Source organism: Haloarcula sp. JP-L23 (genome assembly GCF_011602445.1).
Classification (GTDB): Archaea; Halobacteriota; Halobacteria; order Halobacteriales; family Haloarculaceae; genus Haloarcula; species Haloarcula pellucida.
This window is the reverse complement of record NZ_CP050014.1, coordinates 2,683,361-2,707,499: the sequence shown is the minus strand read 5'-3', so window position 1 is coordinate 2,707,499 and position 24,139 is coordinate 2,683,361. Positions and strand designations below refer to the sequence as shown.

At 66.1% G+C, this 24,139-nt stretch carries 27 protein-coding genes and 1 pseudogene; 11 read left to right on the top strand and 17 right to left on the bottom strand.

Annotation, left to right across the window (positions count from 1 at the left end; genetic code table 11):
* The first annotated feature begins 61 nt into the window (after window positions 1-61).
* Both G9465_RS14070 and G9465_RS14065 read left to right on the top strand, forming a co-directional pair.
* Window positions 62-955 carry a universal stress protein gene (locus G9465_RS14070; protein WP_166971043.1) on the top strand — a complete coding sequence of 298 codons (894 nt, stop codon included), beginning with the start codon at window positions 62-64 and terminating at the stop codon, window positions 953-955.
* Window positions 956-1,031: 76 nt separating this feature from the next.
* On the top strand, window positions 1,032-1,481 hold the full coding sequence (locus tag G9465_RS14065; protein ID WP_166971041.1) for a pyridoxamine 5'-phosphate oxidase family protein: 450 nt from the start codon (window positions 1,032-1,034) through the stop codon (window positions 1,479-1,481).
* On the opposite strand, the gene G9465_RS14060 is transcribed toward G9465_RS14065, so the two are convergent.
* Window positions 1,478-2,059 (bottom strand): VIT1/CCC1 transporter family protein, encoded by a 582-nt coding sequence (locus tag G9465_RS14060; RefSeq protein WP_166971039.1) that lies wholly within the window; start codon window positions 2,057-2,059, stop codon window positions 1,478-1,480. The two genes, G9465_RS14065 and G9465_RS14060, sit on opposite strands and share 4 nt — an antisense overlap.
* A gap of 5 nt (window positions 2,060-2,064) precedes the next feature.
* Complete coding sequence (locus G9465_RS14055) at window positions 2,065-2,355, bottom strand: DUF211 domain-containing protein (protein WP_166971037.1); 291 nt, start codon at window positions 2,353-2,355, stop codon at window positions 2,065-2,067.
* 86 nt (window positions 2,356-2,441) lie between these two features.
* Between G9465_RS14055 and G9465_RS14050 the strand changes: the two genes are divergently transcribed.
* Window positions 2,442-5,015: a calcium-translocating P-type ATPase, PMCA-type gene (locus G9465_RS14050; protein WP_166971035.1), complete on the top strand. Its 2,574-nt coding sequence runs from the start codon at window positions 2,442-2,444 to the stop codon at window positions 5,013-5,015.
* Window positions 5,016-5,114: 99 nt separating this feature from the next.
* Window positions 5,115-5,984, top strand: a complete 870-nt coding sequence (locus G9465_RS14045; RefSeq protein ID WP_166971033.1) for a universal stress protein — start codon at window positions 5,115-5,117, stop codon at window positions 5,982-5,984.
* A gap of 15 nt (window positions 5,985-5,999) precedes the next feature.
* Here G9465_RS14045 and G9465_RS14040 read toward each other — a convergent pair whose 3' ends face one another.
* Window positions 6,000-6,554 carry a VIT1/CCC1 transporter family protein gene (locus tag G9465_RS14040; RefSeq protein ID WP_166971031.1) on the bottom strand — a complete coding sequence of 185 codons (555 nt, stop codon included), beginning with the start codon at window positions 6,552-6,554 and terminating at the stop codon, window positions 6,000-6,002.
* Between the two features lie 119 nt (window positions 6,555-6,673).
* Here G9465_RS14040 and G9465_RS14035 point away from each other — a divergent pair, with 119 nt between their 5' ends.
* Window positions 6,674-7,720, top strand: coding sequence for a bifunctional oligoribonuclease/PAP phosphatase NrnA (locus G9465_RS14035; protein WP_166971029.1), 1,047 nt, complete (start codon window positions 6,674-6,676; stop codon window positions 7,718-7,720).
* 5 nt (window positions 7,721-7,725) lie between these two features.
* On the opposite strand, the gene G9465_RS14030 is transcribed toward G9465_RS14035, so the two are convergent.
* Window positions 7,726-9,648 (bottom strand): beta-CASP ribonuclease aCPSF1, encoded by a 1,923-nt coding sequence (locus G9465_RS14030; protein ID WP_166971027.1) that lies wholly within the window; start codon window positions 9,646-9,648, stop codon window positions 7,726-7,728.
* Window positions 9,649-9,858: 210 nt separating this feature from the next.
* Between G9465_RS14030 and G9465_RS14025 the strand changes: the two genes are divergently transcribed.
* A complete protein-coding gene (locus tag G9465_RS14025; protein WP_166971025.1) occupies window positions 9,859-10,032 on the top strand; it encodes a DUF5786 family protein in 174 nt (57 codons plus the stop codon).
* A gap of 74 nt (window positions 10,033-10,106) precedes the next feature.
* On the opposite strand, the gene G9465_RS14020 is transcribed toward G9465_RS14025, so the two are convergent.
* The 6 genes from G9465_RS14020 to G9465_RS13995 form a co-directional block, all read right to left on the bottom strand.
* Window positions 10,107-10,445 carry a glutaredoxin gene (locus G9465_RS14020; protein ID WP_166971023.1) on the bottom strand — a complete coding sequence of 113 codons (339 nt, stop codon included), beginning with the start codon at window positions 10,443-10,445 and terminating at the stop codon, window positions 10,107-10,109.
* Between the two features lie 48 nt (window positions 10,446-10,493).
* Complete coding sequence (locus tag G9465_RS14015; protein ID WP_166971021.1) at window positions 10,494-10,727, bottom strand: BolA/IbaG family iron-sulfur metabolism protein; 234 nt, start codon at window positions 10,725-10,727, stop codon at window positions 10,494-10,496.
* Window positions 10,728-10,807: 80 nt separating this feature from the next.
* Entirely contained in the window at window positions 10,808-12,991 is a 2,184-nt protein-coding gene (locus G9465_RS14010; RefSeq protein WP_166971019.1) for a PQQ-binding-like beta-propeller repeat protein, read from the bottom strand.
* Window positions 12,992-13,534: 543 nt separating this feature from the next.
* Entirely contained in the window at window positions 13,535-13,846 is a 312-nt protein-coding gene (locus G9465_RS14005; RefSeq protein ID WP_166971017.1) for a HalOD1 output domain-containing protein, read from the bottom strand.
* Between the two features lie 134 nt (window positions 13,847-13,980).
* On the bottom strand, window positions 13,981-14,391 hold the full coding sequence (locus tag G9465_RS14000; RefSeq protein ID WP_166971015.1) for a CoA-binding protein: 411 nt from the start codon (window positions 14,389-14,391) through the stop codon (window positions 13,981-13,983).
* Between the two features lie 60 nt (window positions 14,392-14,451).
* Window positions 14,452-15,267, bottom strand: coding sequence for a TrmB family transcriptional regulator (locus tag G9465_RS13995; RefSeq protein ID WP_193571704.1), 816 nt, complete (start codon window positions 15,265-15,267; stop codon window positions 14,452-14,454).
* A gap of 316 nt (window positions 15,268-15,583) precedes the next feature.
* On the opposite strand from G9465_RS13995, the pseudogene G9465_RS13990 reads away from it, so the two are divergent.
* Both G9465_RS13990 and G9465_RS13985 read left to right on the top strand, forming a co-directional pair.
* Window positions 15,584-15,799: pseudogene (locus G9465_RS13990) on the top strand (helix-turn-helix domain-containing protein); the annotation flags it as partial.
* 132 nt (window positions 15,800-15,931) lie between these two features.
* Entirely contained in the window at window positions 15,932-16,219 is a 288-nt protein-coding gene (locus tag G9465_RS13985; protein ID WP_166971013.1) for a HalOD1 output domain-containing protein, read from the top strand.
* A gap of 9 nt (window positions 16,220-16,228) precedes the next feature.
* On the opposite strand, the gene G9465_RS13980 is transcribed toward G9465_RS13985, so the two are convergent.
* From G9465_RS13980 to G9465_RS13970, 3 genes are all read right to left on the bottom strand, one after another.
* Window positions 16,229-16,564 carry a hypothetical protein gene (locus G9465_RS13980; protein ID WP_166971011.1) on the bottom strand — a complete coding sequence of 112 codons (336 nt, stop codon included), beginning with the start codon at window positions 16,562-16,564 and terminating at the stop codon, window positions 16,229-16,231.
* Between the two features lie 107 nt (window positions 16,565-16,671).
* Entirely contained in the window at window positions 16,672-16,914 is a 243-nt protein-coding gene (locus G9465_RS13975) for a hypothetical protein (protein WP_166971009.1), read from the bottom strand.
* An 8-nt stretch (window positions 16,915-16,922) separates the two neighbouring features.
* The gene (locus tag G9465_RS13970) at window positions 16,923-17,786 is read right to left on the bottom strand and encodes an SDR family oxidoreductase (RefSeq protein WP_166971007.1); all 864 of its coding nucleotides are present in this window, start codon (window positions 17,784-17,786) and stop codon (window positions 16,923-16,925) included.
* A 154-nt stretch (window positions 17,787-17,940) separates the two neighbouring features.
* Between G9465_RS13970 and G9465_RS13965 the strand changes: the two genes are divergently transcribed.
* Window positions 17,941-18,126 (top strand): hypothetical protein, encoded by a 186-nt coding sequence (locus tag G9465_RS13965; protein ID WP_166971005.1) that lies wholly within the window; start codon window positions 17,941-17,943, stop codon window positions 18,124-18,126.
* A gap of 54 nt (window positions 18,127-18,180) precedes the next feature.
* Here G9465_RS13965 and G9465_RS13960 read toward each other — a convergent pair whose 3' ends face one another.
* Complete coding sequence (locus G9465_RS13960; protein WP_166971003.1) at window positions 18,181-18,555, bottom strand: helix-turn-helix domain-containing protein; 375 nt, start codon at window positions 18,553-18,555, stop codon at window positions 18,181-18,183.
* Between the two features lie 70 nt (window positions 18,556-18,625).
* On the opposite strand from G9465_RS13960, the gene G9465_RS13955 reads away from it, so the two are divergent.
* Both G9465_RS13955 and G9465_RS13950 read left to right on the top strand, forming a co-directional pair.
* Complete coding sequence (locus G9465_RS13955) at window positions 18,626-18,877, top strand: sugar kinase (RefSeq protein WP_166971001.1); 252 nt, start codon at window positions 18,626-18,628, stop codon at window positions 18,875-18,877.
* A 48-nt stretch (window positions 18,878-18,925) separates the two neighbouring features.
* Window positions 18,926-20,344, top strand: a complete 1,419-nt coding sequence (locus G9465_RS13950) for an FAD-dependent oxidoreductase (protein ID WP_166970999.1) — start codon at window positions 18,926-18,928, stop codon at window positions 20,342-20,344.
* A gap of 3 nt (window positions 20,345-20,347) precedes the next feature.
* Here the strand turns inward: G9465_RS13950 and G9465_RS13945 are convergent, their stop codons facing one another.
* The 3 genes from G9465_RS13945 to G9465_RS13935 all read right to left on the bottom strand — a co-directional run bounded on the left by G9465_RS13945 (window position 20,348) and on the right by G9465_RS13935 (window position 24,079).
* Entirely contained in the window at window positions 20,348-21,604 is a 1,257-nt protein-coding gene (locus G9465_RS13945; protein ID WP_227015560.1) for an MFS transporter, read from the bottom strand.
* A gap of 213 nt (window positions 21,605-21,817) precedes the next feature.
* A complete protein-coding gene (locus tag G9465_RS13940; protein ID WP_166970997.1) occupies window positions 21,818-23,038 on the bottom strand; it encodes an iron-containing alcohol dehydrogenase family protein in 1,221 nt (406 codons plus the stop codon).
* A gap of 6 nt (window positions 23,039-23,044) precedes the next feature.
* Window positions 23,045-24,079, bottom strand: a complete 1,035-nt coding sequence (locus tag G9465_RS13935; protein WP_166970995.1) for a ring-cleaving dioxygenase — start codon at window positions 24,077-24,079, stop codon at window positions 23,045-23,047.
* Window positions 24,080-24,139 lie beyond the last annotated feature (60 nt).

The window sequence follows — 24,139 nt, the reverse complement described above, 5'->3', positions numbered from 1 at the left end:
GTCCGCCACCGCGCTCGTGACGTAGAACTATCAACTGCACGCACGTATCGCCCCGGTACGGATGTACGACACTATCCTCGTACCAACGGACGGGAGTGACCACGCGCTCAGAGCGGCGACACACGGGGCGTACCTCGCCGACCTGTTCGACGCGTCGATCCATCTGCTCACCGCCGTCGACGTTGACGCCGCGAGCGGCCCCTTCTCGGTCGGCGGCGTCGACGACGAGTTCATCGCGCGACTGAAAGCCCAGGCGGAGTCTGCCGTCGATGCCACCGAGTCCGTGGTGGCGAACGTCGAGACGGTCCGACGAGAGGTCCTGACCGGCCGGCCATCGGACGTGATTCTCGACTACGTGACCTCTCACGATATCGACGTCGTCGCCATGGGGACCCATGGACGCAGTGGTCTCACGCGGGTCCTGACGGGCAGCGTCGCAGAACGCGTCCTGCGCCGGTCGCCCGTCCCGGTCCTCAGCGTCCGCGCGACCGAGGAGACGCAGGTCGGCGAGGGATACGACGAGGTCCTGATTCCGACCGACGGGAGCGAGGCGGCGACCGCCGCCGTCGAACACGGAGTCGCCGTCGCCCAACGGGCCGACGCCCGGGTCCACGCCGTCAGCGTGGTCAATCTCGGCGACCTCGCCACGGGGTCGGAGATGGGTATCCCGCCGGGCGTCCTCGACCACCTCGAGGAGTCGGCCGCCGAGGCAGCCGAATCGGTCGCCGAGACGGCACGTGCGGCCGGTCTCGACGCGGTCACGGCGACGCCGACCGGCTATCCGGGTCAGGCCCTGCTGGAGTACGTGACGGACGCCGGCGTCGACGTCGTCGCGATGGGGACCCACGGCCACACGGGCCTCGACCGGGTCGTGTTGGGAAGCACGGCCGAACGTCTCGTTCGCCGGTCGACTGTACCCGTTCTCACGGTGAGTACGCGCCAACGAGACGAGTGACGGCGTGTCGACCCGGACGGGACCGTACCGACCGCCAGTCAGGACTTATAGTCCACCCAACCAAATTGGTACAGATATGGAGTCAGACCATCCCGTGTCGATGGCGGACGACGAGGTAGACGAGTTCCTCGGAAACGGCGGCACTGGCGTCCTGTCACTGTCGAGAACGGCGGTCCACTCCCCGCACTCGGTCCCGGTGTCGTACGGATACGACGCGAACGCTCGGACGTTCTACTTTCGCCTCGCCGTCGGCCCCGAGAGTTCGAAGACTGACCTCGACGACCGTCCCGTCTCCTTCGTCGTCCACCGGCAGGTCGACGATCGGTGGCAGAGCGTCGTCGCCACCGGCCAACTCGAAGACCTCGCGGAGTCAGACATCGCGACCGAGACGCTTTCGGGCCTCGACAGAGTCGATATTCCGCTGATCGACATCTTCGAGGAACCGACGCGAGTGGTGGATTTCGAGTTCTATCGTCTCGTCCCCGAGGCACTGACCGGCCGCGTCGAGTCGCCGGGGCGGACCTAACCGGGCAAGAGGAGGTTGACGACGGCGACGACGAGGCCGGCCAGCGCCATCCGGGCCGCCGCGACGTACCACCGCTGGTCGGAGATAGACCCCATGTACGCCCCGAAGGCACCGAGGACGCCGATGCCGAGGCCGACGGCAGCGATTGCCGCCTCGGTCATGCTCAGCACGGTGCCTTCCAGCAGGAACGGCGACAGCGGTATCAGCACGCCGACGGTCGGTCCCAGTCCGCTCATCGTCGCGTGGAGTAGTCTAGCCCCGCGGTGTTCTCGCTGGATGCGGGTGTCGTCGAGGTCCGTAAGCATCGCGCGTTCGAGGCGGCGTATCTCCGCGCGCTTCTCTGCCCGTTCTATCTCCCAGACGCTCCAGACCGCCGAGGTGCCGAGACCGACGGCCGCCCCGAGTCCGATCTTTATGACGGTGAGGCCGTTCGGGACCCCCGAGAGTACCGACCCGATGACGACGCCGATGCACGTCAGCGTCCCGTCGAACCCGTTGGAGATGAAGTACCGTCGCGAGATGGCGAGGACGTCCTCTTTCCCCAGCAACCGGCGCAGTAACTCACGCGCGGAGGCCACGGCGGTCACCCGTCCTGAAGCGTCGGTTGGTCGTCGACGACGTACTCGCCGCAGGCGACTTGATCGACGGAGTGGACGGTGCCGCCGAGGCTCTCGATGGTCGACTCGATGGCCGACATGTCGAGGGCGTCGCCCTCGACGGTGACCTTGACGTTCTGTACCTCCTGATCGAGTTCGATGAGCGAGGTGGTCGCGCCGTCGACGCTGTCCGTCTCGCTGACCCGTTCGGTGAACTCCAGCAACGGCGGATCGTGCGGTTTCAATACGTCGACGACGAGTCGGCGGACTGGGGCCATGGGGGACTCTCCGACCGGCCGATACGTAAACCCGCTGCCCGTGTCAACGCCAAACACACTTAGTGCCGGGCCGAGTCACTCCGCGTGTGGACCCGCCCGCACACGCTCAGTCCGCCGACGCCGTGTACGACGCCCTCGACAGCGGCCCCGATGGCCTCTCGGCCGAGTCGGTCCGCGAGCGACGGGCCGCACACGGCCCGAACGAGGTGGCCCGCGATGCGGGACGGTCGGTGTTTCGCATCTTCGTCGCACAGTACCAGAGCGTCCTCATCTACGTGCTGGTGGTCGCGGCGGCGCTGTCCGTCTGGGCCGGCCACGCTGTCGACGCCGTCCTCATCACCGTCATCGTCGTCGCCAACGGCCTGTTCGGGTTCGTACAGGACTACCGCGCCGAGGAGAGTCTCGCCGCGTTGCGCGAACTGACCGCGCCGACGGCGACGGTTCGCCGGGAGGGAACGACGACCGACGTGGAGGCGACACAACTGGTTCCGGGCGACGTCCTCGAACTGACCGGCGGCGACGTGGTGCCGGCGGACTGCCGCCTCGTCGAGACGACGGGACTGGAAATCGACGAGGCCCCCCTGACCGGCGAGAGCGCGCCGGTCGGAAAGTCCGCGGACGCCGTCGACGCGGACACGCCGCTGGCCGAGCGGACGCCGATGGCATATAAGGGGACGAACGTCACGCGGGGCCGGGGCGTCGCCGTCGTCACCGCGACGGGAATGGATACCGAAGTCGGCGCTATCGCGCAGGAACTGGCCGCGACGGAGACGACCGAGACGCCGCTCCAGCGGGAACTGGACTCGCTCGGGCGCAGACTCGGCCTCGGCGTGGTCGTACTCGCCGCCCTCGTCGTCCCCCTCCTGCTCTTGCAGGGCACGGACCCGTTTCAGGCCGCGCTGACGGCGGTGTCGCTCGCCGTCGCCGCCGTCCCCGAGGGCCTCCCAGCGGTCGTGACGCTGACGCTCGCGCTCGGCGTCCGCCGAATGGCCGACGAGAACGCGCTGGTCCGCCGGCTCCCGGCGGTCGAGGCACTCGGCGGCGTCGACGTGATCTGTACCGACAAGACGGGGACGCTCACGCGAGGGGAGATGGCCGTCAGCAGGGTCTGGATCAACGACAGCGTGGTCGAACACGACACCGAACCCGTCGAAGACCGCGTCCACCTGCTGTTGCGAGCCGCCGCACTCTGTAGCGACGCGACGCCGGACGGTGACGCCGGCGACCCGACCGAACGAGCGCTGGTAGCCGCCGCCGAGGACGCGGGCATCGACGTGACGGCCCTGCGGGACGACCACCCCCGGACCGACGAGATACCGTTCTCCTCCGAGCGCAAGTGGATGGGGACGGTCCACGAGGAGCGCTCGTATCTCAAGGGCGCGCCGGAAGTGATCCTCTCGAAGGCCGACCACGTCCTGACCGAGGGCGGACCGGAACCGCTGACCGAGGCGGCGGCCGACCGGATTCGCGCGCAGGTCCGAACGTTCGCCGACGACGCGCTCCGGGTCCTCGCCGTAGCCTACACGGAGGGCGACCTTACCGCCGACGGGGTCGCCGAGGACGCCCTCGTCTTCGTCGGCCTCGTCGGTCTCATCGACCCGCCGCGCGAGGAGGTGGCCGACGCCATCGCCGCCACGGAGCGAGCGGGCATCGACGTGAAGATGGTGACCGGAGACAACGTCCGCACCGCCGCCGCTATCGCCGAATCGCTCGGGATGCACACCGAGGTGATGGAGGGTCGGGAACTAGCCGGGATGACCGACGAGACGCTCCGTGACCGCGTCGAGGACGTCGACGTCTTCGCGCGGACGGCCCCCGAACACAAGGTCCGCATCTTGCGGGCACTACAGGCCAACGGCCACCGCGTCGCGATGACCGGCGACGGCGTCAACGACGCGCCTGCGCTGAAACATGCCGACATCGGCGTCGCGATGGGGATTCGCGGCACCGACGTGGCCAAGCAAGCCAGCGACATCGTCTTGCTCGACGACAACTACGCGACCATCGAACGGGCCGTCGAGCGCGGCCGGGCCATCTTCGACAACGTCTGGAAGTTCGTCGCGTACCTCCTGAGTGCGAACATCGCCGAGGTGGCTATCGTCTTCATCGCCTCGCTCTTTGGCTACCTCGTCCTGCCGGCAGTGCAGTTGCTGTGGATTAACCTGCTGACCGACGGCCTCCCGGCAGTGGCGCTCGGTGCGGACCCTTCGAGCGAGAACGTGATGGACCGCCCGCCACGGGACCCCGGCCGCGGCATCGTAGACCGGGGGATGCTCGGTCTGATGGGCGGGTTGGGTACTATCTCGACGCTCCTCATGCTGGGGTTGCTGTTGCTGACCCTCGATGGCGCACCCGCCGTGACGCCCTACGCCATGACGATGGTCTTTACGGGGTTCGTCGCTATCGAGTTCGAGAAACTGTACGTCATCCGGTGGCTCAGAGAGACGCCGACGTTCTCGAATCTGTGGCTGGCCGGTGCGGTGGCCGTCTCCGCTCTGTTGCAACTGGCCGTGCTGTACACGCCGCTGCGCCGGTACTTCGGTACCGTCGCGCTCACTGTGAGTGACTGGGGTCGCATCGGGACAGTGCTCGCCGTTGCACTCCCTGCCTACCTCGCCGTCGCCGTCGCAGTCAGGCGGTGGAACCGGAGCAAGCGCTGACCGCTCTGACTCGCCCCCGCGCTTTATCCTGTCGGGTGACGAATCGGTGACTACGGGCCGCCACGACGGCGGCTACGGCGACACCCCGTAGTCTCCATTATGTACGACCACATCCTCTTCCCGACGGACGGGAGCGACACGGCCGAATCGGTCCTCGACTACGTCCTCGACGTCGCGGCGGCACACGACGCGACGCTGCACGTCCTGCACGTGGCGGACACGAACCGCGACAGCGTCACGGACGTCCGCGGCGAAATCGTCGACGTCCTCGAACGGGCCGGCGAGCGAGTCGTCGGGACGGTGGTCGACCGGGCGACCGACCGCGGCGTGACCGCGGAGGGCGAGGTCATGCAGGGCGACCCGTCGCTGACAATAGCCGACTACGCAGCGGAGTACGGGATGGACCTCGTCGTGATGCCGACCCACGGCCGGCGCGGCCTCGAACGCGTGTTGCTCGGCAGCGTCACCGAACGCGTCCTCAACGCCGCTCCGGTCCCTGTCCTCGTCGTCAACCCCGACGGGGAGGCCGAGTACCGCTACCCGTGTCAGCGCGTCCTCGTACCGACGGACGGCAGTCCGGGCGCAGAGCGAGCGCTGGCGGAGGGCGTCGACGTCGCCGCGGCGACGGGTGCGACGCTTCACGTCCTCCACGTCGTCGAGACGGGATCGCTCGGACCCGACGCACGGTCGGTCATCAGAGACAGCGAACTCGACGAGCACGCCCACGAGATTCTCGACTCGGCCGTAGAGACTGCCGAAGAATCGCTCGACTCGGTGACCGGGTCCGTCGTCTACGGGACCCCACACCGCGAGATTCGGGCGTACGTCGAATCCGAGGGCGTCGACCTCCTCGTCCTCGGAACGCAGGGCCAGACGAACTTCAGTTGGTACGCGCTCGGTGGCGTCAGTTCGAAACTCGTCCGGTCCTCGCCCGTCCCGCTCTTGATGACGCGAACCGCCGAGGACTGAGCGCGGATCGGCGGGTCAGGCGAGACCGGCCAGCAGGATACCGACGGCGAAGGCGACGCCCGCAGCGAGCATCCCGACGCCGAGCATCTCTGTGCCCGCCACGGGCCACTTGCGGTCGGTGACGACGCTCCGACTCGCACCGATACCGAAGAAGGCGACGGCCGTCGCCGCCACGGAGACACTGAACGTGGGGACGCCACCGAACGGGTCGGTCAGTACGAGCGCTATCACGTAGGGCAACAGCGGCATCCACCCGGCGAACACGAACGCGAGAAACGTAGTCAGCGCCGTCCACGACGGCGGTTTCACGGCCGTAGCGGTGCCGGTCTGTGCCGTCTGGTAGTCCATCGCCGAGCGCTGACTGAGGAAGTTGCTCATCCCCATCGAGAACCCGTCGGCAAAGAGGTTCGCGAAGCCGAGAATCAGGACGATACCCGGGTCGAGTGCCGCCCCGGCGACACCGGCGACGATGGCGAACGTCGTGATGATGCCGTCGTTGGCGCCGTAGACGACCTCCGCGATGTAGCCGCCTGCGTCCTCGACGCCGCCGTCGAGTAGCTCAGTCAACATATCACACACTGCGGGAGGCGTCGTTGTCAATCCCGATGCCTGTTCGGCCCGGTGAAACCCCGAACTGACCGGCCACTCTGGTCAGTAAATGCTTGTATCGGGAGAACCAAGTGAGGGCAATGAGCCACGCGCAGACGCTGTGGGACCTCCTCTCGGACAGTGACGAACTCACCATCGTCTGCCACAACAACCCCGACCCGGACTGTCTGGCCAGCGCCGTGGCACTCGGCCAGATAGCCGCCAGCACCGGTATCGACGAACGGCACATCCTCTACAGCGGGGAGATCTCTCACCAGCAGAACCGGGCATTCGTCAACCTGCTGGACGTCGAATTGCGCCCTTTCGACCCCGAACTGGTCCAGAACCGACCGTCCGGGTCGCTGCTGGCGTTCGTCGACCACTCGAAACCCGGCGCGAACAACCGCGTCCCCGAGGGGACTGCCGTCGACATCGTGCTGGACCACCACCCGGCAGAGGACGTCGAAGCGACGTTCGTCGACCACCGGGAGGACGTCGGTGCGACGGCCACCATCCTCGCCGAGTACGTCCGCGAGTTACCGATGGACCCGGACGCCCGAGTCGCGACGGCGCTGTTGTTCGCCATCCGCCGGGAGACGCTTGGCTTCCTCCGAGGGGTGACGCGCAAGGAGTACGAGGCGGCGAGCTATCTCCACGACTACGCCGACTCGGACCTGCTCAGGCAACTCTCGTCGCCAGCGGTCAGCGGCGCGACGGTCGACGCGATCGCCGACGCCATCCACAATCGGAGCGTCAGGGGGTCGGTCCTTATCTCTCACGTCGGCCGGACCAGTGAGCGCGACGCGCTTCCGCAGTCGGCCGACTACCTCGCGACCCTCGAAGGCATCGAGACGGCCATCGTGTTCGGTATCATCGACGATACGATCCAACTGAGTGCGCGGACGACGGACTCCCGAGTCCACATCGGCGAAGTGCTTGCGAGCGCCTTCGACGACGAGGGCAGTGCGGGCGGCCACCGCGAGATGGCCGGCGCGGAAGTCCCGCTGGGTATCTTCTCTGACTACACCAGCGACGACGACGTGCTGGTGGGTATCGTCGAACAGGTCATCAACAGCCGCCTGCTCGCGGCGCTCAACATCAAAGACGACGATAACTCGGGGAGCAAGGGCGGCGACGACAAAGACTGACCGACTCAGACGAACCGGAACGTCTCTAGGTTCTTCGGGTTGAACGTCCGCATGTTGAACTTCTGGTACAGCGCCGAGGAGAGCTGGTTCGTCGAACTCTCGTCGCCGTGGACACAGAGCACTTTCTCTGGTCGGGGGTGCATCGTCTCGACGAACGTCTCCAGCCCCTGCCGGTCGGCGTGGCCGGAGAAGCCATCCACCGTCTCGACGCCGAGTTTCAGGCTGACGCGCTCCGCTCGGGGACCGCTCTTGTCGGACATCGATATCTCGTCCTGTCCGCGCTGAATCTGGCGTCCGAGAGTGCCTTCGGCCTGATAGCCGACGAAGACCATCGTGTTGTCCGGGTCGCCACCCAGCAGGCGGAGCCACGACATGACGGGACCGCCCGTGACCATCCCCGATGTGGTGAGGATGATGGCTGGTTCCTCGTCGACGATGTCCTGTCGCATCTCCTCGCCGCCGTCGACCTGCTGGAACTGCTCGGCGAGGAACGGGTTGTCGTCCTCGTAGAGGATGCGGTTGCGCAGGCTCTCGCGCAGGTACTCGGGGTAGGCGGTGTGGATGGCCGTCGCCTCTCGAATCATCCCGTCCAGATACACTGGCATCGTCGGGATGTCGCCCTCGCTCATCGCCTCTTCTAAGACGAGCATCAGTTCCTGCGAGCGCCCGACGGCGAAAGCCGGGATGAGGATGTGGCCCTGCTTCTCGTGGGCCTCGTTGATGACGCGCTTGAGGACACGTTCGGAGTCCTCCTGGTCGGTCTGGTAGTCGTTTTTCCCGCCGTAGGTGGATTCGAGGATGAGCGACTCCACGCGCGGGAAGTCGTTGACCGCGCCGTCTAACAGGCGGGTGTCCTTGTAGTGGATGTCGCCCGAGAACGCGACGTTGTACCGCCCTTCGCCGATGTGGAAGTGACACACCGCCGACCCGAGGATGTGGCCGGCGTTGTGCATGGTGAGCTTGATGTCCGGCGCGATGTCGGTGACGTTGCCGAAATCCAGCGGGATGGTGTGTTTCAGGGCGTCACGGACCTGCTGGCTCTCGTAGGGCGGGGCGCGTCCCTCCTTGGCGGCGACGTCGAGATAGTCGAGTTGGAGCAGACCCATCAGGTCCCGCGTCGGTGCGGTGGTGTAGATGGGGCCGTCGTAGCCGTACTTGAACAGGATGGGGATGAGCGCGGAGTGGTCGAGGTGGGCGTGTGTCAGGACGACGGCGTCGATGGAGTTCGGCCCGGCCGCGAGCGCTTCCGGCACTTGCAGATACGGCACCTCGCCTTCGGCACCGGGTTTGTCGCCACAGTCGATGAGGATGCGCGATTCGGGCGTCGAGAGGATGAAAGAGGCGCGACCGACCTCGCGGCAACAGCCGAGCGTCGTAAGACGGACCCAGTCGTCGTCGGCCGTCGTCGGCCGGTTTATCTGGCGGCCGACGCGTTCGAGGATGTCCCGCCGCTCGTCGCGTTCCTGTTTCAGGAAGTTCCGGACGTTCGAGACGGTGGAGGACTCCATCGGCGGCGTGCGGACGACTTCGGGCGTCCAGCCGACGCTTGCGGCTATCTGGTCCAGCGTCTCGCCGTGCCGGCCGATGACGCGGCCGGGTTTCTCGGCCTCGATGAACACTTCGCCCGTCGCGTCGTCGAAGTCGAGGTTCTGGACGCCGGCGTCCTCGGGGATGGTCTCCTCGATCTTCGCGCGGGCTTCTTTCTGTGGGATAAGTGCGTCCGCCGTCGGACGAACGTTGATGCGTTTCCGGAGGGTCTGTGCGAGGTTCCGGACGATACCGTCCCGGTTGGCGATCTCCTTGGCGTCGGGCGTGTAGATCACCAGTTCCGGGCCTTCGAACGTCACCGACGATATGGTGATGTCGTCCGGCGTCTCTTCCTCGACCTGTGCTTTGATCTTCTCAAGCGTCTCGTCTGCGGTACTCATGTATGCGGGAAACTGCGATTGAAGACTTCGGCCGTCGAAGAACAACGGCTATCGAATGTCGTTATCTAGGGGATGTGCGACCACGGATAAGAACCTTTGCTTCCCGAGACGACGACCGAAACGACCGGTAGCCGACGTGTGTCGCGATACCGTGCGCCGACGAGCGGTGCGACCGTCCCATTTTAGTAGCCGACACGCCACCGTTCACACATGGGTTTTGGTAGCTACGACGAGTCCGAACAGAAAGACCAGGACGTAGACACAGACGACAGCGAAGGCGTCGCCGTCCACGAGAACGACCACGACGGCGAGGTGTCTTTCGACACCGAAGCGTCGACGAGCGACCTCGTCGACAAACTCGGCGACATCAAAGACAGCGAGTAGCGACCCGCGACGCCGGCCGCGATTGTGACCTGTCGGGCGGGTTTCGAACACCGAACCGCGAAGTGATTCGCTGCTCAGGCATTCAGCGTCGCTTCGAGGTCGCCGTTCTCGTCTAACTGTTCGAGGATGTCGCTCCCGCCGACGAACTCGCCGTCGACGAACGTCTGGGGAATCGTCTCGCGACCGCTGTACTCCGAGAGGGCCTCGCGATAGGCCTCCGTGGCTGTCAGGACGTTCACCGTCGCCACGTCCTCGCGGTACTGCTTGATGAGACCGATGGCCTTCCGGGAGTAGCCACACTGTGGCATCATCTCGCTGCCCTTCATGAACAGGGCCACCTCGTTGTTCTCGATGGTGTCGTCGACGTTTTCCTGTACCTCTTCGCGGGAGCGTTCCTCCGGTTCGAAGCTCATGGCTCCCCGTAACACGTCGGGAGGGAAATGGCTACCGCCGGCAGTGGTTCACTCGGGTGTCGAGGTGGTCAGTTCGATGGCGTGGATGTCTCGCGTGAGATGCTCGCCGAGAGCGTCGTGGACGAGTTGGTGTTGGTCGACGAGTGACTTCCCTTCGAAGGCCGGCGACACCACGTCGACGGCGTAGTGCTTGTCGTCGTCGGGGTCCCGCGGCGTGGTGACAGTGGCCGTTGCGTCCGGAATCTCTGCCTCGATGAGTGCCTCGACTTCCTCGGCGTCCATGTCTCCGGTCAGGTCGCCAGCGAGGAAAACAGTTGGCTTCCCGCCATCCGGCGACGGCTTGGCGGTCCCACCGCGGGGCGTTACTCCGTTCGGTCGAAGGCCGTCACCTCGGCGGCCTCGGTGGTAGCGTAGACGCTCCCGTCGGTGACTGCTGGGGGCTGGACGACCCGTTCGTCGGTCCGGTAGGCGCGAATCTCGCTGCCGTCGCTCGGGTCCAGCGCACGTACGGACGGGCCGCTCCCGAGATACACCGCGTTGTCGGTAGCTCTGGGTGCCGTGATGGCGTCGAGGTTCGGGTCGGTGTACTCCCAGATTTCGGTTCCGTCCGCGGCGTCGACGGCGACGAGGCGGTCCCCGCCCGAAGCCATCACTTGGGCGTAGACTCTGTCGCCGTCCGCCGCGAGGCCCTGAACGCTCCCGGCGACATCGTCGCTCCACTGGTCGTCACCCTCGGCCGAGACGGCTCGCAGGGTGCTGTCGCCGGCCGCGAACGCCTGCGAGTCGTTGGTCGCGGCGTGTTCGACCGTCCCGAGGTCGGTCCAGACGATGTTACCGGTCGATTTCGTGAGCGCGAACAGGCGGTTGTCGGTACCGACGACGACGCGGTCGCCCAGACTAGCCGGGCCGGCGGTGACTGTCGCGAGCGGGGGACAGCCAGAACCAGTGAACGTCCAGCGCGTCTCACCGCTCTCCGCGTCGATGGCGTACACCGCTGCAGCGTCGCCGTCGACGCCGCTCCCGACGTAGACGGTTCCCTCGACGGCTAGCGGGGCCGTCGTGAGCGGTTTGAGGCTCTTGGTCCATCGCTCGGACTCCCCTTCGAAGAGGCCGTCCGTCTCGACGATGTCGTAGGCGGTGAGGTCGTCCCCGTCGACGGCGTAGACGCCGGTGTCGCCGACGCCGAGAGTCCCGTCGGAACTGGCAGCCCAGTGGTATCCGCCTTTGTCGTCCTCGATGGCCTGCAGGAGTCCCCCCGCCGAGGTTTGATGGCTGACGTAGACGCCGTACTGGCTCGCTACCGGCGGCGTCTCGGGGACGTACTCCGACTCGTCGCCGTCGCTGTCGAACGTCCGTAGCTCGTAGGACCAGCGGAACGACCGCGGGCCGTCGACGAGTTCCTGAAGCGTGTCTCCGCCGGTAAAGAAGTACAGCGACCCGTCAGCGAGGTAGACGCCGAGCGGTTCAGCGATTTCGAGTTCCGTCCGGTAGTGGCGCCATCGCTCCTCGCCGGTGGCCGTATCGAACGCGACGAGTTGTTGATAGAAGTCGGTCCCCGTGGGTACGTACAGTGTATCGTCGGCGACGGCCAGTTGGATGTAGTTGGCCTCGCCGGGTTCGGCCTCCCACAGCTCCGTGCCGTCGGCGGCGTCGATGGCGTGTACCGAGTCCGGGTACCGGCGGACGAAGACCCGCCCGTCGGCGACGACGGGCGTCGACCGGATGTCGTACTCCGCGTCCGTCCGCCACTGTTCCTCGCCCGTCGTTTGGTCGAGCGCGGCAACGTTCTCTCCCTGTACGACGTAGACGGACCCGTCACCGACGACGGGCGGGAAATCGCTCGTGGTCCCGGTCCACTGCTGTTCACCGGTCGCCGCGTCGAGGGCGTACAACCCTTGCGAGGAGGAGATGAAGACGGTTCCGTCGGCCACCGCCGGAACCCCGAACAGCTTGTACGTGTGGACGTCGCCGGGCGTCTCGAACGCCCACTCGCGGGTCCCGTCGGCGAGCGAGACGGCGTGACACCAGCCGGTGTCCGACGCGACGTAGACGGTGCCGTCGACGACTTTCGTCGAGGAACTGTCCACCGAGTCGGTCTCGTACTGCCAGCGGACGCTGCCGTCGCTCCGCGAGAGTGCGGTGACGACGCCGCCGCCGCTGACGACGAGCGTGTCGCCCGCGACGGTCGGCGCGAGGTCTTCACCGATGGGTGCGTCGGCCGCCGAGAACGGCGTCCTCCACACCGCCGAGCCCGTTTCGAGGTCGGTGGCAGTGACGCTCCCACTCGCGTAGTAGGCGACGCCGTCGGCGACGGCCGGCCGTGAATCGGTGTATATCCCGGTCCGTACCGACGACCCGACTTTCGGGAACTCGACGCCGGGACCTGACGCTACCGACCCGGTGTTCCGTGCGTCGTGCTGGAAGGTCGGCCAACCGTCGTCGTCGGTCGCGGCAGTCGTCGTACGGCTACCGACAGCGGTGAGACTGACACCACACGCAGCGAGACCGATTCCTTTCAGGAACGTACGTCTGTCGTTTCGAAACATAGGCGACGAGTCCCCGTACTGATAGTGTCACTATATTTATCCGGACGGTAAGATTCCGCTACCGACCGTTCGGGACCAACCGCGTTTCCGCTCCCGTGGTCGGAACGGTCACCTTCGTCGTTTCGTCCCGATACGGCTAACGCCGCGGTAACTCCGATTCACGGGAGTTATCGGAAAATTAAGGCGGGACGAGCTGACACGTTACGATCGGTGACGCTGTGGGCCGACACGCTCGAACGGCGACGCGGGATGTCGGACCTGCCCCGTAACCGGACTGACGGACTCGTAGCGACAGTCGCGGTGACGGCGTTCGTGCTGACGCTCGGCGACGACGCCCCCGCTACCGTCTTCTGGACGTCTCGTCTTCGGGCTGGAAATCCGGAGGAAAACGGTTGGCATCTCTGCTTCCGTCTACGGCGCTATACTGGGTGTCTCACTCCGGTTCGTCCGCTCTGAGAGCGCCCCGAACGTTCTGCACTCGCTGGTGTCAGGCGAGTTCCGTTCGGGCGCGCCCCGCGAGCAGACAGTTCCGTCGACCCCCGCTCAGTTCTCGATTGGGTCGACGACGATTTCGCCGGTACCACGAACGACGACCAGCAGGCCCTCGTGCGTAAAGGAGAGTTCGATATCGCCGTCGGCAGACAGTAGCAGTCCGTCCATCGCTTCGAGGTCCGCCGTCTCGTACAGCGGCCCGATGTCGGTTGGGTGGCTGTTCAGCGCGACGCCAATCGCCCGGCACACCGCCTCACTCGGTGGGATATCGTCCCAGTCGAAGTGGTGGCGCACCGGTTCTTTTCCATCTACGTTCTGCGGTATCGCTTCGACCCCGCCATCTGATCCTTCGATGCTCGTCATTTGCTATTCTACTCGTCCTTAGACTGACTCCCTAATCAAAAGGGTCTAGCGTTTTCACGGCTTGAAAGAGCCGTCGGACGCCTCGGACTGACAGACGCTACAGCGGTCTGAGGAGCGCTCTGGCACCGGAATAGCTATCCGAGCAGCCGCTGGTGAGTCGGTTTCATACAGCGGTCCTGTACCACGCGGCGGCCCGCCGATTCGGCGCGTTCGACGGCGTCGTCGTCGTGGATGCCCAGTTGCAACCAGACGACCTGTACGTCCTCGCGTTCGAGGACGGCGTCGACGATGTCACTGACCTCCTCACTGGGGCGAAACACGTCGACGATGTCTATCTCGCCGGGGACGTCGGCGAGCGAATCGTAGGCCTCGCGCCCGAATATCTCGTCGGCGAACGGGTTGACCGGGACGACGTCGTATCCCTTGTCTATGAGGTACTTCGGTATCTCGTGGGCGTCCTTCCCGGGAGTGGTCGAACACCCAACGACAGCGACGCGGTTCAGGCTCAGTATCTCGCGGAGTTCGTCGTCGTCGGTGACCGGCATATCCGCTCGTAAACCCTCTAGCGCTAAAAACTGGACGGCGTCTCGCGGCGGTGACGCACATCAGGGACGTTCCGACCCGGGGTCGTCGACGGGCAACAGGCCGGTCGCCATCAACCGGCGAACGATCGTCACGAGGCCGTTGTCGAACCCGCGCCCGAAGATGGCCTTCTCGTCGTCTTCCCGACCCGAGCTAGTGCTTATCAGGATGGTGGTGCGGTCGACCAACAGGAGGCGTTCGATGTCCGTCTGGTCGTCGGGACCCGACGACGCGAGCCACGAGAGTCCGGAGACGAACACCTCGACGTCCGGAAGTGCCGACTGCACTGTCGTCTGTAGCTCTTCGATAGCCGCGCCGACGATTATCGTGACGCCACGCTGTTCTGCCGCTTCGAGCGCGTCCTGCAGGCTCTCGGTGAACATCGCCTCGTCGCCGAGAATCAGGACTACCTCGTCGTCGGCCTCACTGACCAGTTGCTCCGCCCGGGCCGCTATCGTGCGATTCCCCGACAGCGCCCACACCTCGTGGGTCACGTCTCGCTCCGGTTCGGTCGTGATCGGTTCGAGTGCCTTCAGCGTCTCTCTGAGTGACTCGGTACGGTCGTGGTACTCGTCGCGCAGAATGTCGGCTGCCTCGTCCACGGAGACGGCACGGAACTGCTGGGGATTCGAGTGGTGGATCTCCACCAACCCTTTCGACTCCAAGACGCGGACGGCGTCGTAGACGCGTGTCCGTGGTACCTCCGAGCGCTCACTGATGTCTTTGGCAGTGCCCGCGGATACTCGCGAGAGCGCTACGAACGATTTCGCTTCGTACTCTTTCAATCCGAGTTGCTGGAGCAGTTCTATCGCCTGATCGTCGCCTGTAAGCTCGTTCATGTGGGTCCCAACCTACGCCACGGCTGTCCCGAGGCTACGTGGCAGTTCAGTCGCCATCGGAAAGACATTTGGGCTACGAAGACGGGATTTCCCGTCCGATTACGCGACGACTGAGACGAACCGTTATTGTCTGGTATCAAACTGGTGATCACAGTTCACGACGAAACCTATTAACTCACTTAATCACAACACAAATATGTACGTCCGGAATTGATATTGAGGCGGCGCGTGGATCTAGTCGGGTCCCAACTCACTACTCCCACGCGTCGTACTGACTGAGAACGGAGCGCCGCCTAGCGCGGCGAGTGGTGCCAATATGTCGCAGGATTCACCCCAGTGCCCACACTTCGAGGCGATCAAACAGCTACCGGCCCTCGGCCTGAGTGCCTATGCAGCCCGGACGCTCGTTGCTCTCGTCGAACTGGGGGAAGGAACGGCACAGGACGTAAGCGGCGTCGCCGATGTCCCACGGACACGCGTCTACGACGCTGTCGATGAGTTACAGCACAGAGGGCTGGTCGTCGTCCTCCAGATGCTGTTCGCGTGGACGCTCGACGGGAACCGCAAATGACCATCACTCACGCTCTCACAAAACTGATTTACGCGCTGCCAATGACCGTACTCTCACTACCGAGTACTGCTGTAATATACGAGATTCGACACCATGTATGAGGACAACCCAGAGTCTGACGACAGCACAGCGCGTACAGAATGGGGCTCTGTCGCCGACTTGATCACGTCACTGCTGACGGCTGTCGCCGACGAAACAGGTAACCGGGTGAGCGATCTCCCACCCCTGAACGACTCCATCGACCCGGACGCTATGGAGTCTCTCCTGACCAGTGACCGCTCTGAGACGGTCCAGTTGTCGTTCAACTACACCGGCGTGAGAGTACACATCGACAGCGACGGCTACCTGTTCGTCCAACAGCGAACCGGTCCCACGGAGTAAGTCCACCGCTCACTCGAACGTGTCCGCGATGAACGTCAGCAACTCCTCGACTGCGTCGATACCGTGATACGAGACAGTCCTGTGTTGCCTGTCGCATTCGAGTAGGCCCATCTCGTCCAGTTTCGGGAGGTCGACGTGATGGAGTGTGACTTCGAGGCGCTCTTTCTCTCTACTGGGCGGTGCCGTCGTGCTATCGGCCGAATTGCGGAGCGCGTCGGCGAGAGTGGCGACTTCGACTGGCCCGTCACCGTTTCCCTCGAGATAGCGGAGGGCTTGTCGTCGCCGTCCAGTCTGTACGGCTTGCAGCGCTTCCTCTACGGTAGGCGAGTGACTCTGCTGATTCATTGTGTCTCGGGCTATGCCCTGTCGGAACTATCGGGCATATTTGATTGGTAATAGTCGACACACGCTGATCAGGGTGGCGTTCACCATGATACTCACAGGGTATCCGCTCACCACCGGTCGGCAGATAGCTGTCGGTGTTTTATGCGCGGGTGTGTCGGTGCGCAGACGAGCGACCGGACTCCGAGCGCGTTGAACGCGCCGCGGGAGGTGCTGCCGGTGCCGACGAGGTCACACCTCTCCTCCCAACCCTCCAGCAACTGACAGCGGGCGTCGACGGTGGACGCGGTGTGGCTCCCGTCGCCCAGACAGGCGATGGCGACGCGTCGGGTCGCAGTCGGCCGACGCGGCACTTCTGCCGTCACTCGTACGTGTGGGTGTAGCCGCCGTCGAACAGCAGGTCGCCGCCGTTTAGGTGTTTCGCGTGGCTGGAAAAGCCGAAGACAAACAGGTTGGCCACCTCCGCCGGGGCCATCATCTCTTTCGTGCGGGCCTGTCCGAGCATCACGTCCTCGATGACTTCCTGTTCGGAGATGCCCCGCTCTGTGGCCGTGTCCTCGATTTGGTCGACCATCAGCGGGGTCAGGACGTAGCCGACGCTGACCGAGAACCCACGGAGCGTCCCGTCGCCCTCGGCGGCGATGGCCCGGGTCAGCCCGGTGATGCCGTGTTTCGCGGTGACGTAGGCGGCCTTGTCCTTCGTCGCGTAGTGGCCGTGAACCGAGGACATATTGGCGATTGCGCCGACGCCGTCGTCGGTGTCGCGGACGTGTGGCATGGCGGCCTGCGCCATCTTGAACGGCGACCGGAGCATCACGTTCGTCAGGCGGTCGTACGTCTCCATCGGGAACTCCGGGATGCTCGCGATGTGTTGCATGCCGGCGATGTTGGCGACGAAGCGGACGTCACCCTCCTCGGCGGCGGCAGCGACGACGGCTTCCACGTCGTCGTCGTTCGTGAGGTCCGTCTCGACGCCGTGGAACGTCCCGTCGACGCCACAGTCCTCGGCGATGTCGCCCGTCTCGTCCAGTCCCGCCCGGTCGATGTCTGCTCCGACCACGGTGAGGCCGTTTGCGGCCAGCGCCACCGCCGTCGCGCGGCCGATACCGGAGGCCGCGCCGGTGACGACGGCGACGGTGTCCGCCTCGAAGTACGGGTCCTCGAGCACGAGGAAGTCCTCGTGGGTCAGTTCCGGCGCGCTGAGGTCGAACTCGGAGTCAGTCACGTCGTATCACTCGAACGGAACGTCGGTCCCCTGCACATTAACTCCCCACCACGGTCCGAGGCGGGACCACGGACACTCGGTAACCGCTCGGTAACCGAGCGACTTTACGTAACCAGACAATAGGTAGTAGTGTACAGTAACCCCTCCCACGACAATGGCTACGAACACCACTGACACCGACGACGCGGACGACAGATACCCCACGACAGGGCCCGATACGGAGACGTACGACCGATACCGACACGTCACCACCGGTGACGAGGCGATAATCTACGACACCGAGACAGAGGGCGCGTGGATACAGGCCGAACTGTCGCTGGACCTCGAAGACTGGCAGTAAACCGGACTGAGTGCGCCGTTGCTTTTGCTGTATGCTGCCCGATACAGCGCTCGCTCAGCGTATGCCGCCGTCCTCGCTGTCGGGTTCTCGGAGATGCTCTTGGCCCCACTGGGCCATCGTGGTGATGACCGGTTCGAGCGACGCGCCGCGTTCGGTCAGCGAGTAGTTGACGCGGAACGGTTGCTCGTTGACGACCTCTCGGTCGACGAGGCCCTTCTCCTGTAAGTCTTCGAGACTGTCCGAGAGCACTTTCGACGAGATGCCGTCGACGTTCTCCTTGAGTTCGTTGAACCCCGAGGGACCGCTGTCGAGGAGACGGTGGACGATGACCGGGTGCCACTTCTTGCCGATGAGCGTCGCAGTCGTCGTGATGGGGCACCAGTCCTCGCCGGCACACCACACTTCCAATTGCTCTGTTGTATCGCTCATACGCCGTCGTTTGCACTCCAGTGACTAATAGTTACGTGGCGTAATCGAGTTACTGCTAGTTATCACTCGTGTGTCGACTGCTGGTCTCTGTCCATGGAACGGCAGCGCTTCGGACGCCACGACCGGCGACCGTCCCGGCGTCGCCGTCACACCGACCCGCGTCGTCACGCTCGCCCTCCCGAAGACCGGCCTCACCAACCTCGGTGCCGACCGCGTCCTCGCCGACATCGGCTTGCTCAGCGGGGTGTACGAACGACTCGCTATCCCCGCCGCGTCGCCGTTTGGCGACGCGTACGCGGTGACCCTCTCGCTGTCTGCGTAACCCCCGGGTAACTGAACCATTAGGTGCCCGCCGGTCGACACTCCGTCCATGGCCGACCCGTTCGTGGTCGTCGGTGGTGACGCCGCCGGCCTCAGTGCCGCCAGTAAGTACGCGCGAGAGAACCCAGACGGCGACGTCGTCGTCTTCGAGAAGGGCCGGTGGGTCTCTTACGCCCACTGCGGGACGCCCTATTACGTCAAGGGCGAGGTGGACAACCTGACGGACCTCCTCTCGCTGTCGCCCGAGGACGCCGCCGACCGGGGTATCGACCTCCGTCGGGAACACGAAGTCGTCGACGTCGATACCGACGCCCAGACCGTGGTCGTCGTGGGCGACGGTGAGCGGTTCGAACAGCCGTACAGCGACCTCCTCGTCGCGACGGGCGCCCACGCCGTCACCGACCCGATTCCGGGGAGCGACCGCAAGATGGCCTTTACGATGCACGGACTCGACTCGGCGGCGGCGGTCCGGGCGGCACTATCGCCCGCTGGCGAAGAGTGGGTCGACACCGATATCGAGTACGTCGACGCCGACCTCGTCCAGCGGTACACGGACCGCGACCCGCCGGACCGGGTCGCCGTGGTCGGCGGCGGCTACGTCGGCGTCGAGATGGCCGAGGCGTTCCGCGCCCACGGACTGGAGACCCACGTCTTCCAGCGGTCGTCACACCTCCTGCCGCCGTTCGGCGACGCCGTCTGTGAGCGCGTGGCCGACCACCTCCGCGAACAGGGCGTGACGCTTCACCTGAACACCGCCGTCTCCGAACTGGACGGCGGCGACAGCGTCGAGGCCGTCATCCACGAGGACGGGCGCGTGCCCGTGGACCTCGCGCTGGTCGGTATCGGCATCGCACCGAACACGCAACTCCTCTCGGACACGCCGGTCGAACTCGGCGAGTCGGGTGCCGTCGCCGTCGACGACTACGGCCGGACGAATCTCGATGGCGTCTACGCCGCCGGCGACTGTGCCGAGGCCCGCCACGCCGTCACCGGCGAGTCGACGTGGGTGCCGCTCGGCCTCACCGCGAACCGGGCCGGGCGCGCCATCGGGCAGACGGTCGCCGGCGACCCGGAACCGGTCGGCGACGTGGCCGGAACGGCCGTCGTCAAGGCGTTCGAATTGGAGTGTGGCCGGGTCGGTTTCGTCCACGAGGGCGCGGCCAGCGACGCCGGGTTCGACCCCGTCTCGGTGTCTATCGACGCCGGCTCACGGTCGGGGTACTACCCCGATGGGGACGAGACGACAGTGACGCTGACCGCCGACCGGGAGAGTGGCCGCGTCCTCGGCGGGTCCATCGTCGGCCGTGACCGGGCCGCCATTCGCATCGACACGCTCGCCACGGCGCTGGAGTCGGACCTCACCGTAGCCGAACTGGAACGGCTCGACCTCGCGTACGCGCCGCCGTTCAGTCCGGTGTGGGACCCCATCCTCGTCGCGGCGAAGGTGCTTCGGGGGACCCTCGAATAGCTCTCAGCGATTCCCGCCGGCGAGCGCGCTGGCCGCTGGGAGGGTTCTGAGTCGCCACATCGCAAGCGTGCCGACGAGCGGCCCGACGACCAGCGGGAGGAAAGCCCACTGCCAACCGACGTGCTCGGCCACCATCGGGAGCAACTGGATGGAGCCGATAGTGAGCAGGAACCCCACGGCGGTCTGGAGCGTCAGCGCGGTGCCGACGTAGCTCTCCTCGGCGAGTTCCGTCACGCACGCCGAGAACTGCGCGGAGTCGGCGACGATGGTGAACCCCCAGATCGCGAGGAACGGGACGAGGACGGCGAGCGGTGCGTCGAAGACGACGCCGGCCAGCACGGAGAAACTCCCGCTGACGACCATGCTCGCGCCCGTGACGGTGGTCCGGCCGAGGCCGTCGGCGAGTCTGCCGGCTACGAGCGCGCCGAGGCTCCCGATACCGATGGTACCAAAGGCGAGGAGCGCGGCCAGCGTCGGCGTCGCGACGGTGCTGTCGCGGGTGGCGAAACTCGCCGCGAGGTAGACGGGAATCCACGTCCAGACAGCGTACAGTTCCCACATGTGGCCGAAGTAGCCGAGATTCGCCAACATGGTCGGCCGGTCGGTGAGGATGCGTCGGACGGCGCCGGGGTCGAACGGCGCGGCCGGCGACTGGTACGGTCCGGGCCGTGCCCAGAGGACGAGCAACCCGCCGACGGCGGCCAGCCCGGCGGCGACGAGGAGAACGAACTGGGGCCGTCCGACGCCGCCGACGGCCCGAACGAGGTGTGGGAGCGCCGACCCGAGCGTGAGTGCGCCGACCAGCGCACCGATGGCGAGGCCGCGCTGTCCCCGGAACCATCCCGCGACGAGTTTCATGCCCGGCGGGTAGACGCCCGCCAGCGAGACGCCGGTGAGAAAGCGGAGGACGATGGCCGGGCCGGCGCTGTCGACGACGATGCCGAGTGCCGCGGTCAGCGCCGCGCCGAGGAACGCCGAGGCCGCGAACAGGTAGCGGGTCGGAACGGCATCGGCGAGCGTCAGCGCCGCCGAGAGGACGGCGCCGACGACGAATCCTATCTGGACCGCGCTGGTGAGCAACGCCGACTCCGTCGGGGTGAGGTTCCACTGCGCGGTCAACTCCGGTGCGACGGCCGAGGCGCTGAACCACAGCGACATCGCCAGTAACTCCGCGACGCCGACCAGTGCCAGCATCCGCCAGCGTCCGTCGGTCGCGGGAACCGTGTCGACTGCCGCCCCGTCCGTGGTCTCCGCGGTCATCGGTCTGTCGTGTTCACGTACCGAACCCGCTCAATTGTATCGGCTCCGGTGTCGGTATCGGCCGCGGCGCGTGAGCGGGCCGACGGCGTGCGCTCCGGTCTGGACGGGTCGCTATCGAGCATACAAGTTACTACTGGTGACTGAACGCTGTCCCGTAATCAACGTCAGCCAACGGGCGCGTAACCCGGTAACGCTACGGAAACCACAGGCGGGCTACCACGCGGCGTCGAGGACGTGCTCGATGTCCTCGTGAGACGGGTCGAGGCCGGCCGGCGCGTTCGCCATGAACGCGTCCGAGAGGACGGCTTCGGCCACCTCGGGGAACGCCTCGCGGGCCGGGCCATCCACGTCCCGGAGACGCGTCGGGAGGCCCAGTGTGGCGGCCACCTCTGCCACGCTCTCGACGACGGCCGACGCCGGGTCGTCGGCGTCTGCCACGCCGAGAGCGTCGGCCAGTAGGTCCTGCCGGCCGTCGACGGCGTCGAACAGGTACTCGAGCGCGTGTGGCGCGATTACGGCGTGGGCGGCGCCCTGTTGGACATCGTACGTGCGCGTGAGGCCGTGCCCGAAGGCGTGAATCAGCGAGAGGGTCGTCACGCCCGGTCGGGAGATGCCGTACTGGACGAGCATGATGCCCTGCGCGAGTCGCTGGTACACCGCGTCGCCCTCGTTCCCCTCGCCGAACGCCAGCAGGCCGTCCTGCAACAGGCCGAGGCCGCGCATCGCCGTGGCGTCGGTCACCGGCGTCGCCGTACTCGCGTACAGCGTCTCGACGCCCTTATCGAAGCCGTTCATCGCGGAGGCAGCCAGCACGCCACGGGGCGTGGTCGCCAGTAGTTCGGGGTCGTAACACACCGCGGCGGGCATCAGTTCGGGGGCCGAGATGCCGCCGCTCGCTGCGTCCTCGACGGGGCAGGTCCCCGGGACGGCCGTGACGCCGGCCACCATCGAGAGGTCGGCGCCGGCGAGCGTCGTCGGGACGGCGACGATGGGGGGCAGTCCCGTATCGGGCACCCGTATCGTCCCCGTTTCGGCGAACTCGGCACCGACGGCTTCGGGGTCGCGGTTGGTGGCCGCGATGGCCGCGAGTACCTTCGCCACGTCGAGACTACTGCCGCCGCCGACGCTGACTACCGCGTCGGCCTCGACCTCGCGGAACCGGTCCAGCGCGTCGTACGCGGTTCCCAGTCGTTTCGCTGGCGTCGTCTCCGCGAAGACGCCGGCCAGTCGGTCGCCCAGTCCGTCCCTGACGGGGGTCATCACCGCCTGCGTCTCGCCGACCGTCGACCCGGTGACCACCAGCGCTCGCTCACAGTCGATAGCGGCCAGTTCCTCGGCTAGCTCGTCGACGCAGTTCGGGCCGTAGCGCAGGGTCGCTGGGTCGTACTCGAACCGGAACGGCGCTGTGAGGTCGTCGGCGACGTGGTCTGGCATCCTCGCTTACTCCGCGGGGACGTTCGCCCCATCGAACGGTGGGAGTCGCGCTTCGATCTCTTCGCGTTCGTCTTCCAGCCACTCGGGCAGCGTGAGCGACTCGCCGAGTTCGGACCGGGACTCGTCGGCGGTGAACCCCGGCCCCACCGTCGATATCTCGACGAGGACGCCGTTCGGTTCTCGGCAGTACAGCGCCGTGAAGTACGTTCGGTCGATGACCTCGCTCGGTTCGAGGCCCCGTTCCTCGTAGGCCTCGCGGTAGGCCTCCAGTTCGGCGACGTCCTCGGCGCGGAACGCGACGTGGTGGACCGTCCCAACGCCCATCCGGCCCATACTCTCGTCCGTCTCGACGACGTCGACGACCGACCCGAACTTGCCCGTGGTACTCCGGTAGCGGTGTCGGCCGTCCTCGGTCACCTCGTGTTCGTAGCCGAGAACGTCGGTGAGTAGCCCGCCGGTCGGGTCGACCGACTCGACGGCGAGCGTCACCGAGTAGAGCCCCCGTAGCTGATGCTCTTCGGGGACCGGGCTGTCTTCCCACGGGACCGCCTCCGTCTCGGCGTCGGTAGCGACGAGTTCCAGTCCGATGCCGTCCGGGTCGTCGAACTGGAGGACCGTCTCTGCTCGCGGCTTCGCCGCTTGCGTGTCCGCCGAACGCCGTTCTGTGGCACTCGCGTTCGCCGAGGCACTTCGTACCCCGCTCTCGAACCGTTCAGTCCGCTCGACGGCGACGTCGTGGGACTCCAGCCGGTCGGTCCAGTAGTCGACCGAGTCCTCCGGGATGAGATACGCCGTGGCCTGCGTCTGGCCTGCGCCGAACTCGCCCCGTCGCCCCCGGTCGGTCCACGGGAAGAAGGTGATATTCGTCCCGGGCGTCCCCTCGTCGTCACCGAAGTAGAAGTGGTAGGTGCCGGTGTCGTCGTGGTTGACCGTCTTCTTGACGAACCTGAGTCCGAGTGTACCGACGTAGAAGTCCGCGTTCCGCTGCGGGTCGCCGGCTATCGCTGTGACGTGGTGGAGCCCGGACGTTGCTGGTGACATGGACAGTCCTACGCGGTCGGCGCTTGTGGCCCTTTCCTCACACGGATGTCACCGGGGGAC

Bases quoted from the DNA above. Each gene is read 5' to 3' on its own strand.
- G9465_RS14070 (WP_166971043.1), top strand. From the start codon at position 62: ATGTACGACACTATCCTCGTACCAACGGACGGGAGTGACCACGCGCTC.
- G9465_RS14065 (WP_166971041.1), top strand. From the start codon at position 1,032: ATGGAGTCAGACCATCCCGTGTCGATGGCGGACGACGAGGTAGACGAG.
- G9465_RS14055 (WP_166971037.1), bottom strand. From the start codon at position 2,355: ATGGCCCCAGTCCGCCGACTCGTCGTCGACGTATTGAAACCGCACGAT.
- G9465_RS14045 (WP_166971033.1), top strand. From the start codon at position 5,115: ATGTACGACCACATCCTCTTCCCGACGGACGGGAGCGACACGGCCGAA.
- G9465_RS14040 (WP_166971031.1), bottom strand. From the start codon at position 6,554: ATGTTGACTGAGCTACTCGACGGCGGCGTCGAGGACGCAGGCGGCTAC.
- G9465_RS14035 (WP_166971029.1), top strand. From the start codon at position 6,674: ATGAGCCACGCGCAGACGCTGTGGGACCTCCTCTCGGACAGTGACGAA.
- G9465_RS14030 (WP_166971027.1), bottom strand. From the start codon at position 9,648: ATGAGTACCGCAGACGAGACGCTTGAGAAGATCAAAGCACAGGTCGAG.
- G9465_RS14025 (WP_166971025.1), top strand. From the start codon at position 9,859: ATGGGTTTTGGTAGCTACGACGAGTCCGAACAGAAAGACCAGGACGTA.
- G9465_RS14020 (WP_166971023.1), bottom strand. From the start codon at position 10,445: ATGAGCTTCGAACCGGAGGAACGCTCCCGCGAAGAGGTACAGGAAAAC.
- G9465_RS14015 (WP_166971021.1), bottom strand. From the start codon at position 10,727: ATGGACGCCGAGGAAGTCGAGGCACTCATCGAGGCAGAGATTCCGGAC.
- G9465_RS14010 (WP_166971019.1), bottom strand. From the start codon at position 12,991: ATGTTTCGAAACGACAGACGTACGTTCCTGAAAGGAATCGGTCTCGCT.
- G9465_RS14005 (WP_166971017.1), bottom strand. From the start codon at position 13,846: ATGACGAGCATCGAAGGATCAGATGGCGGGGTCGAAGCGATACCGCAG.
- G9465_RS14000 (WP_166971015.1), bottom strand. From the start codon at position 14,391: ATGCCGGTCACCGACGACGACGAACTCCGCGAGATACTGAGCCTGAAC.
- G9465_RS13995 (WP_193571704.1), bottom strand. From the start codon at position 15,267: ATGAACGAGCTTACAGGCGACGATCAGGCGATAGAACTGCTCCAGCAA.
- G9465_RS13985 (WP_166971013.1), top strand. From the start codon at position 15,932: ATGTATGAGGACAACCCAGAGTCTGACGACAGCACAGCGCGTACAGAA.
- G9465_RS13980 (WP_166971011.1), bottom strand. From the start codon at position 16,564: ATGAATCAGCAGAGTCACTCGCCTACCGTAGAGGAAGCGCTGCAAGCC.
- G9465_RS13965 (WP_166971005.1), top strand. From the start codon at position 17,941: ATGGCTACGAACACCACTGACACCGACGACGCGGACGACAGATACCCC.
- G9465_RS13960 (WP_166971003.1), bottom strand. From the start codon at position 18,555: ATGAGCGATACAACAGAGCAATTGGAAGTGTGGTGTGCCGGCGAGGAC.
- G9465_RS13950 (WP_166970999.1), top strand. From the start codon at position 18,926: ATGGCCGACCCGTTCGTGGTCGTCGGTGGTGACGCCGCCGGCCTCAGT.
- G9465_RS13945 (WP_227015560.1), bottom strand. From the start codon at position 21,604: ATGACCGCGGAGACCACGGACGGGGCGGCAGTCGACACGGTTCCCGCG.
- G9465_RS13940 (WP_166970997.1), bottom strand. From the start codon at position 23,038: ATGCCAGACCACGTCGCCGACGACCTCACAGCGCCGTTCCGGTTCGAG.
- G9465_RS13935 (WP_166970995.1), bottom strand. From the start codon at position 24,079: ATGTCACCAGCAACGTCCGGGCTCCACCACGTCACAGCGATAGCCGGC.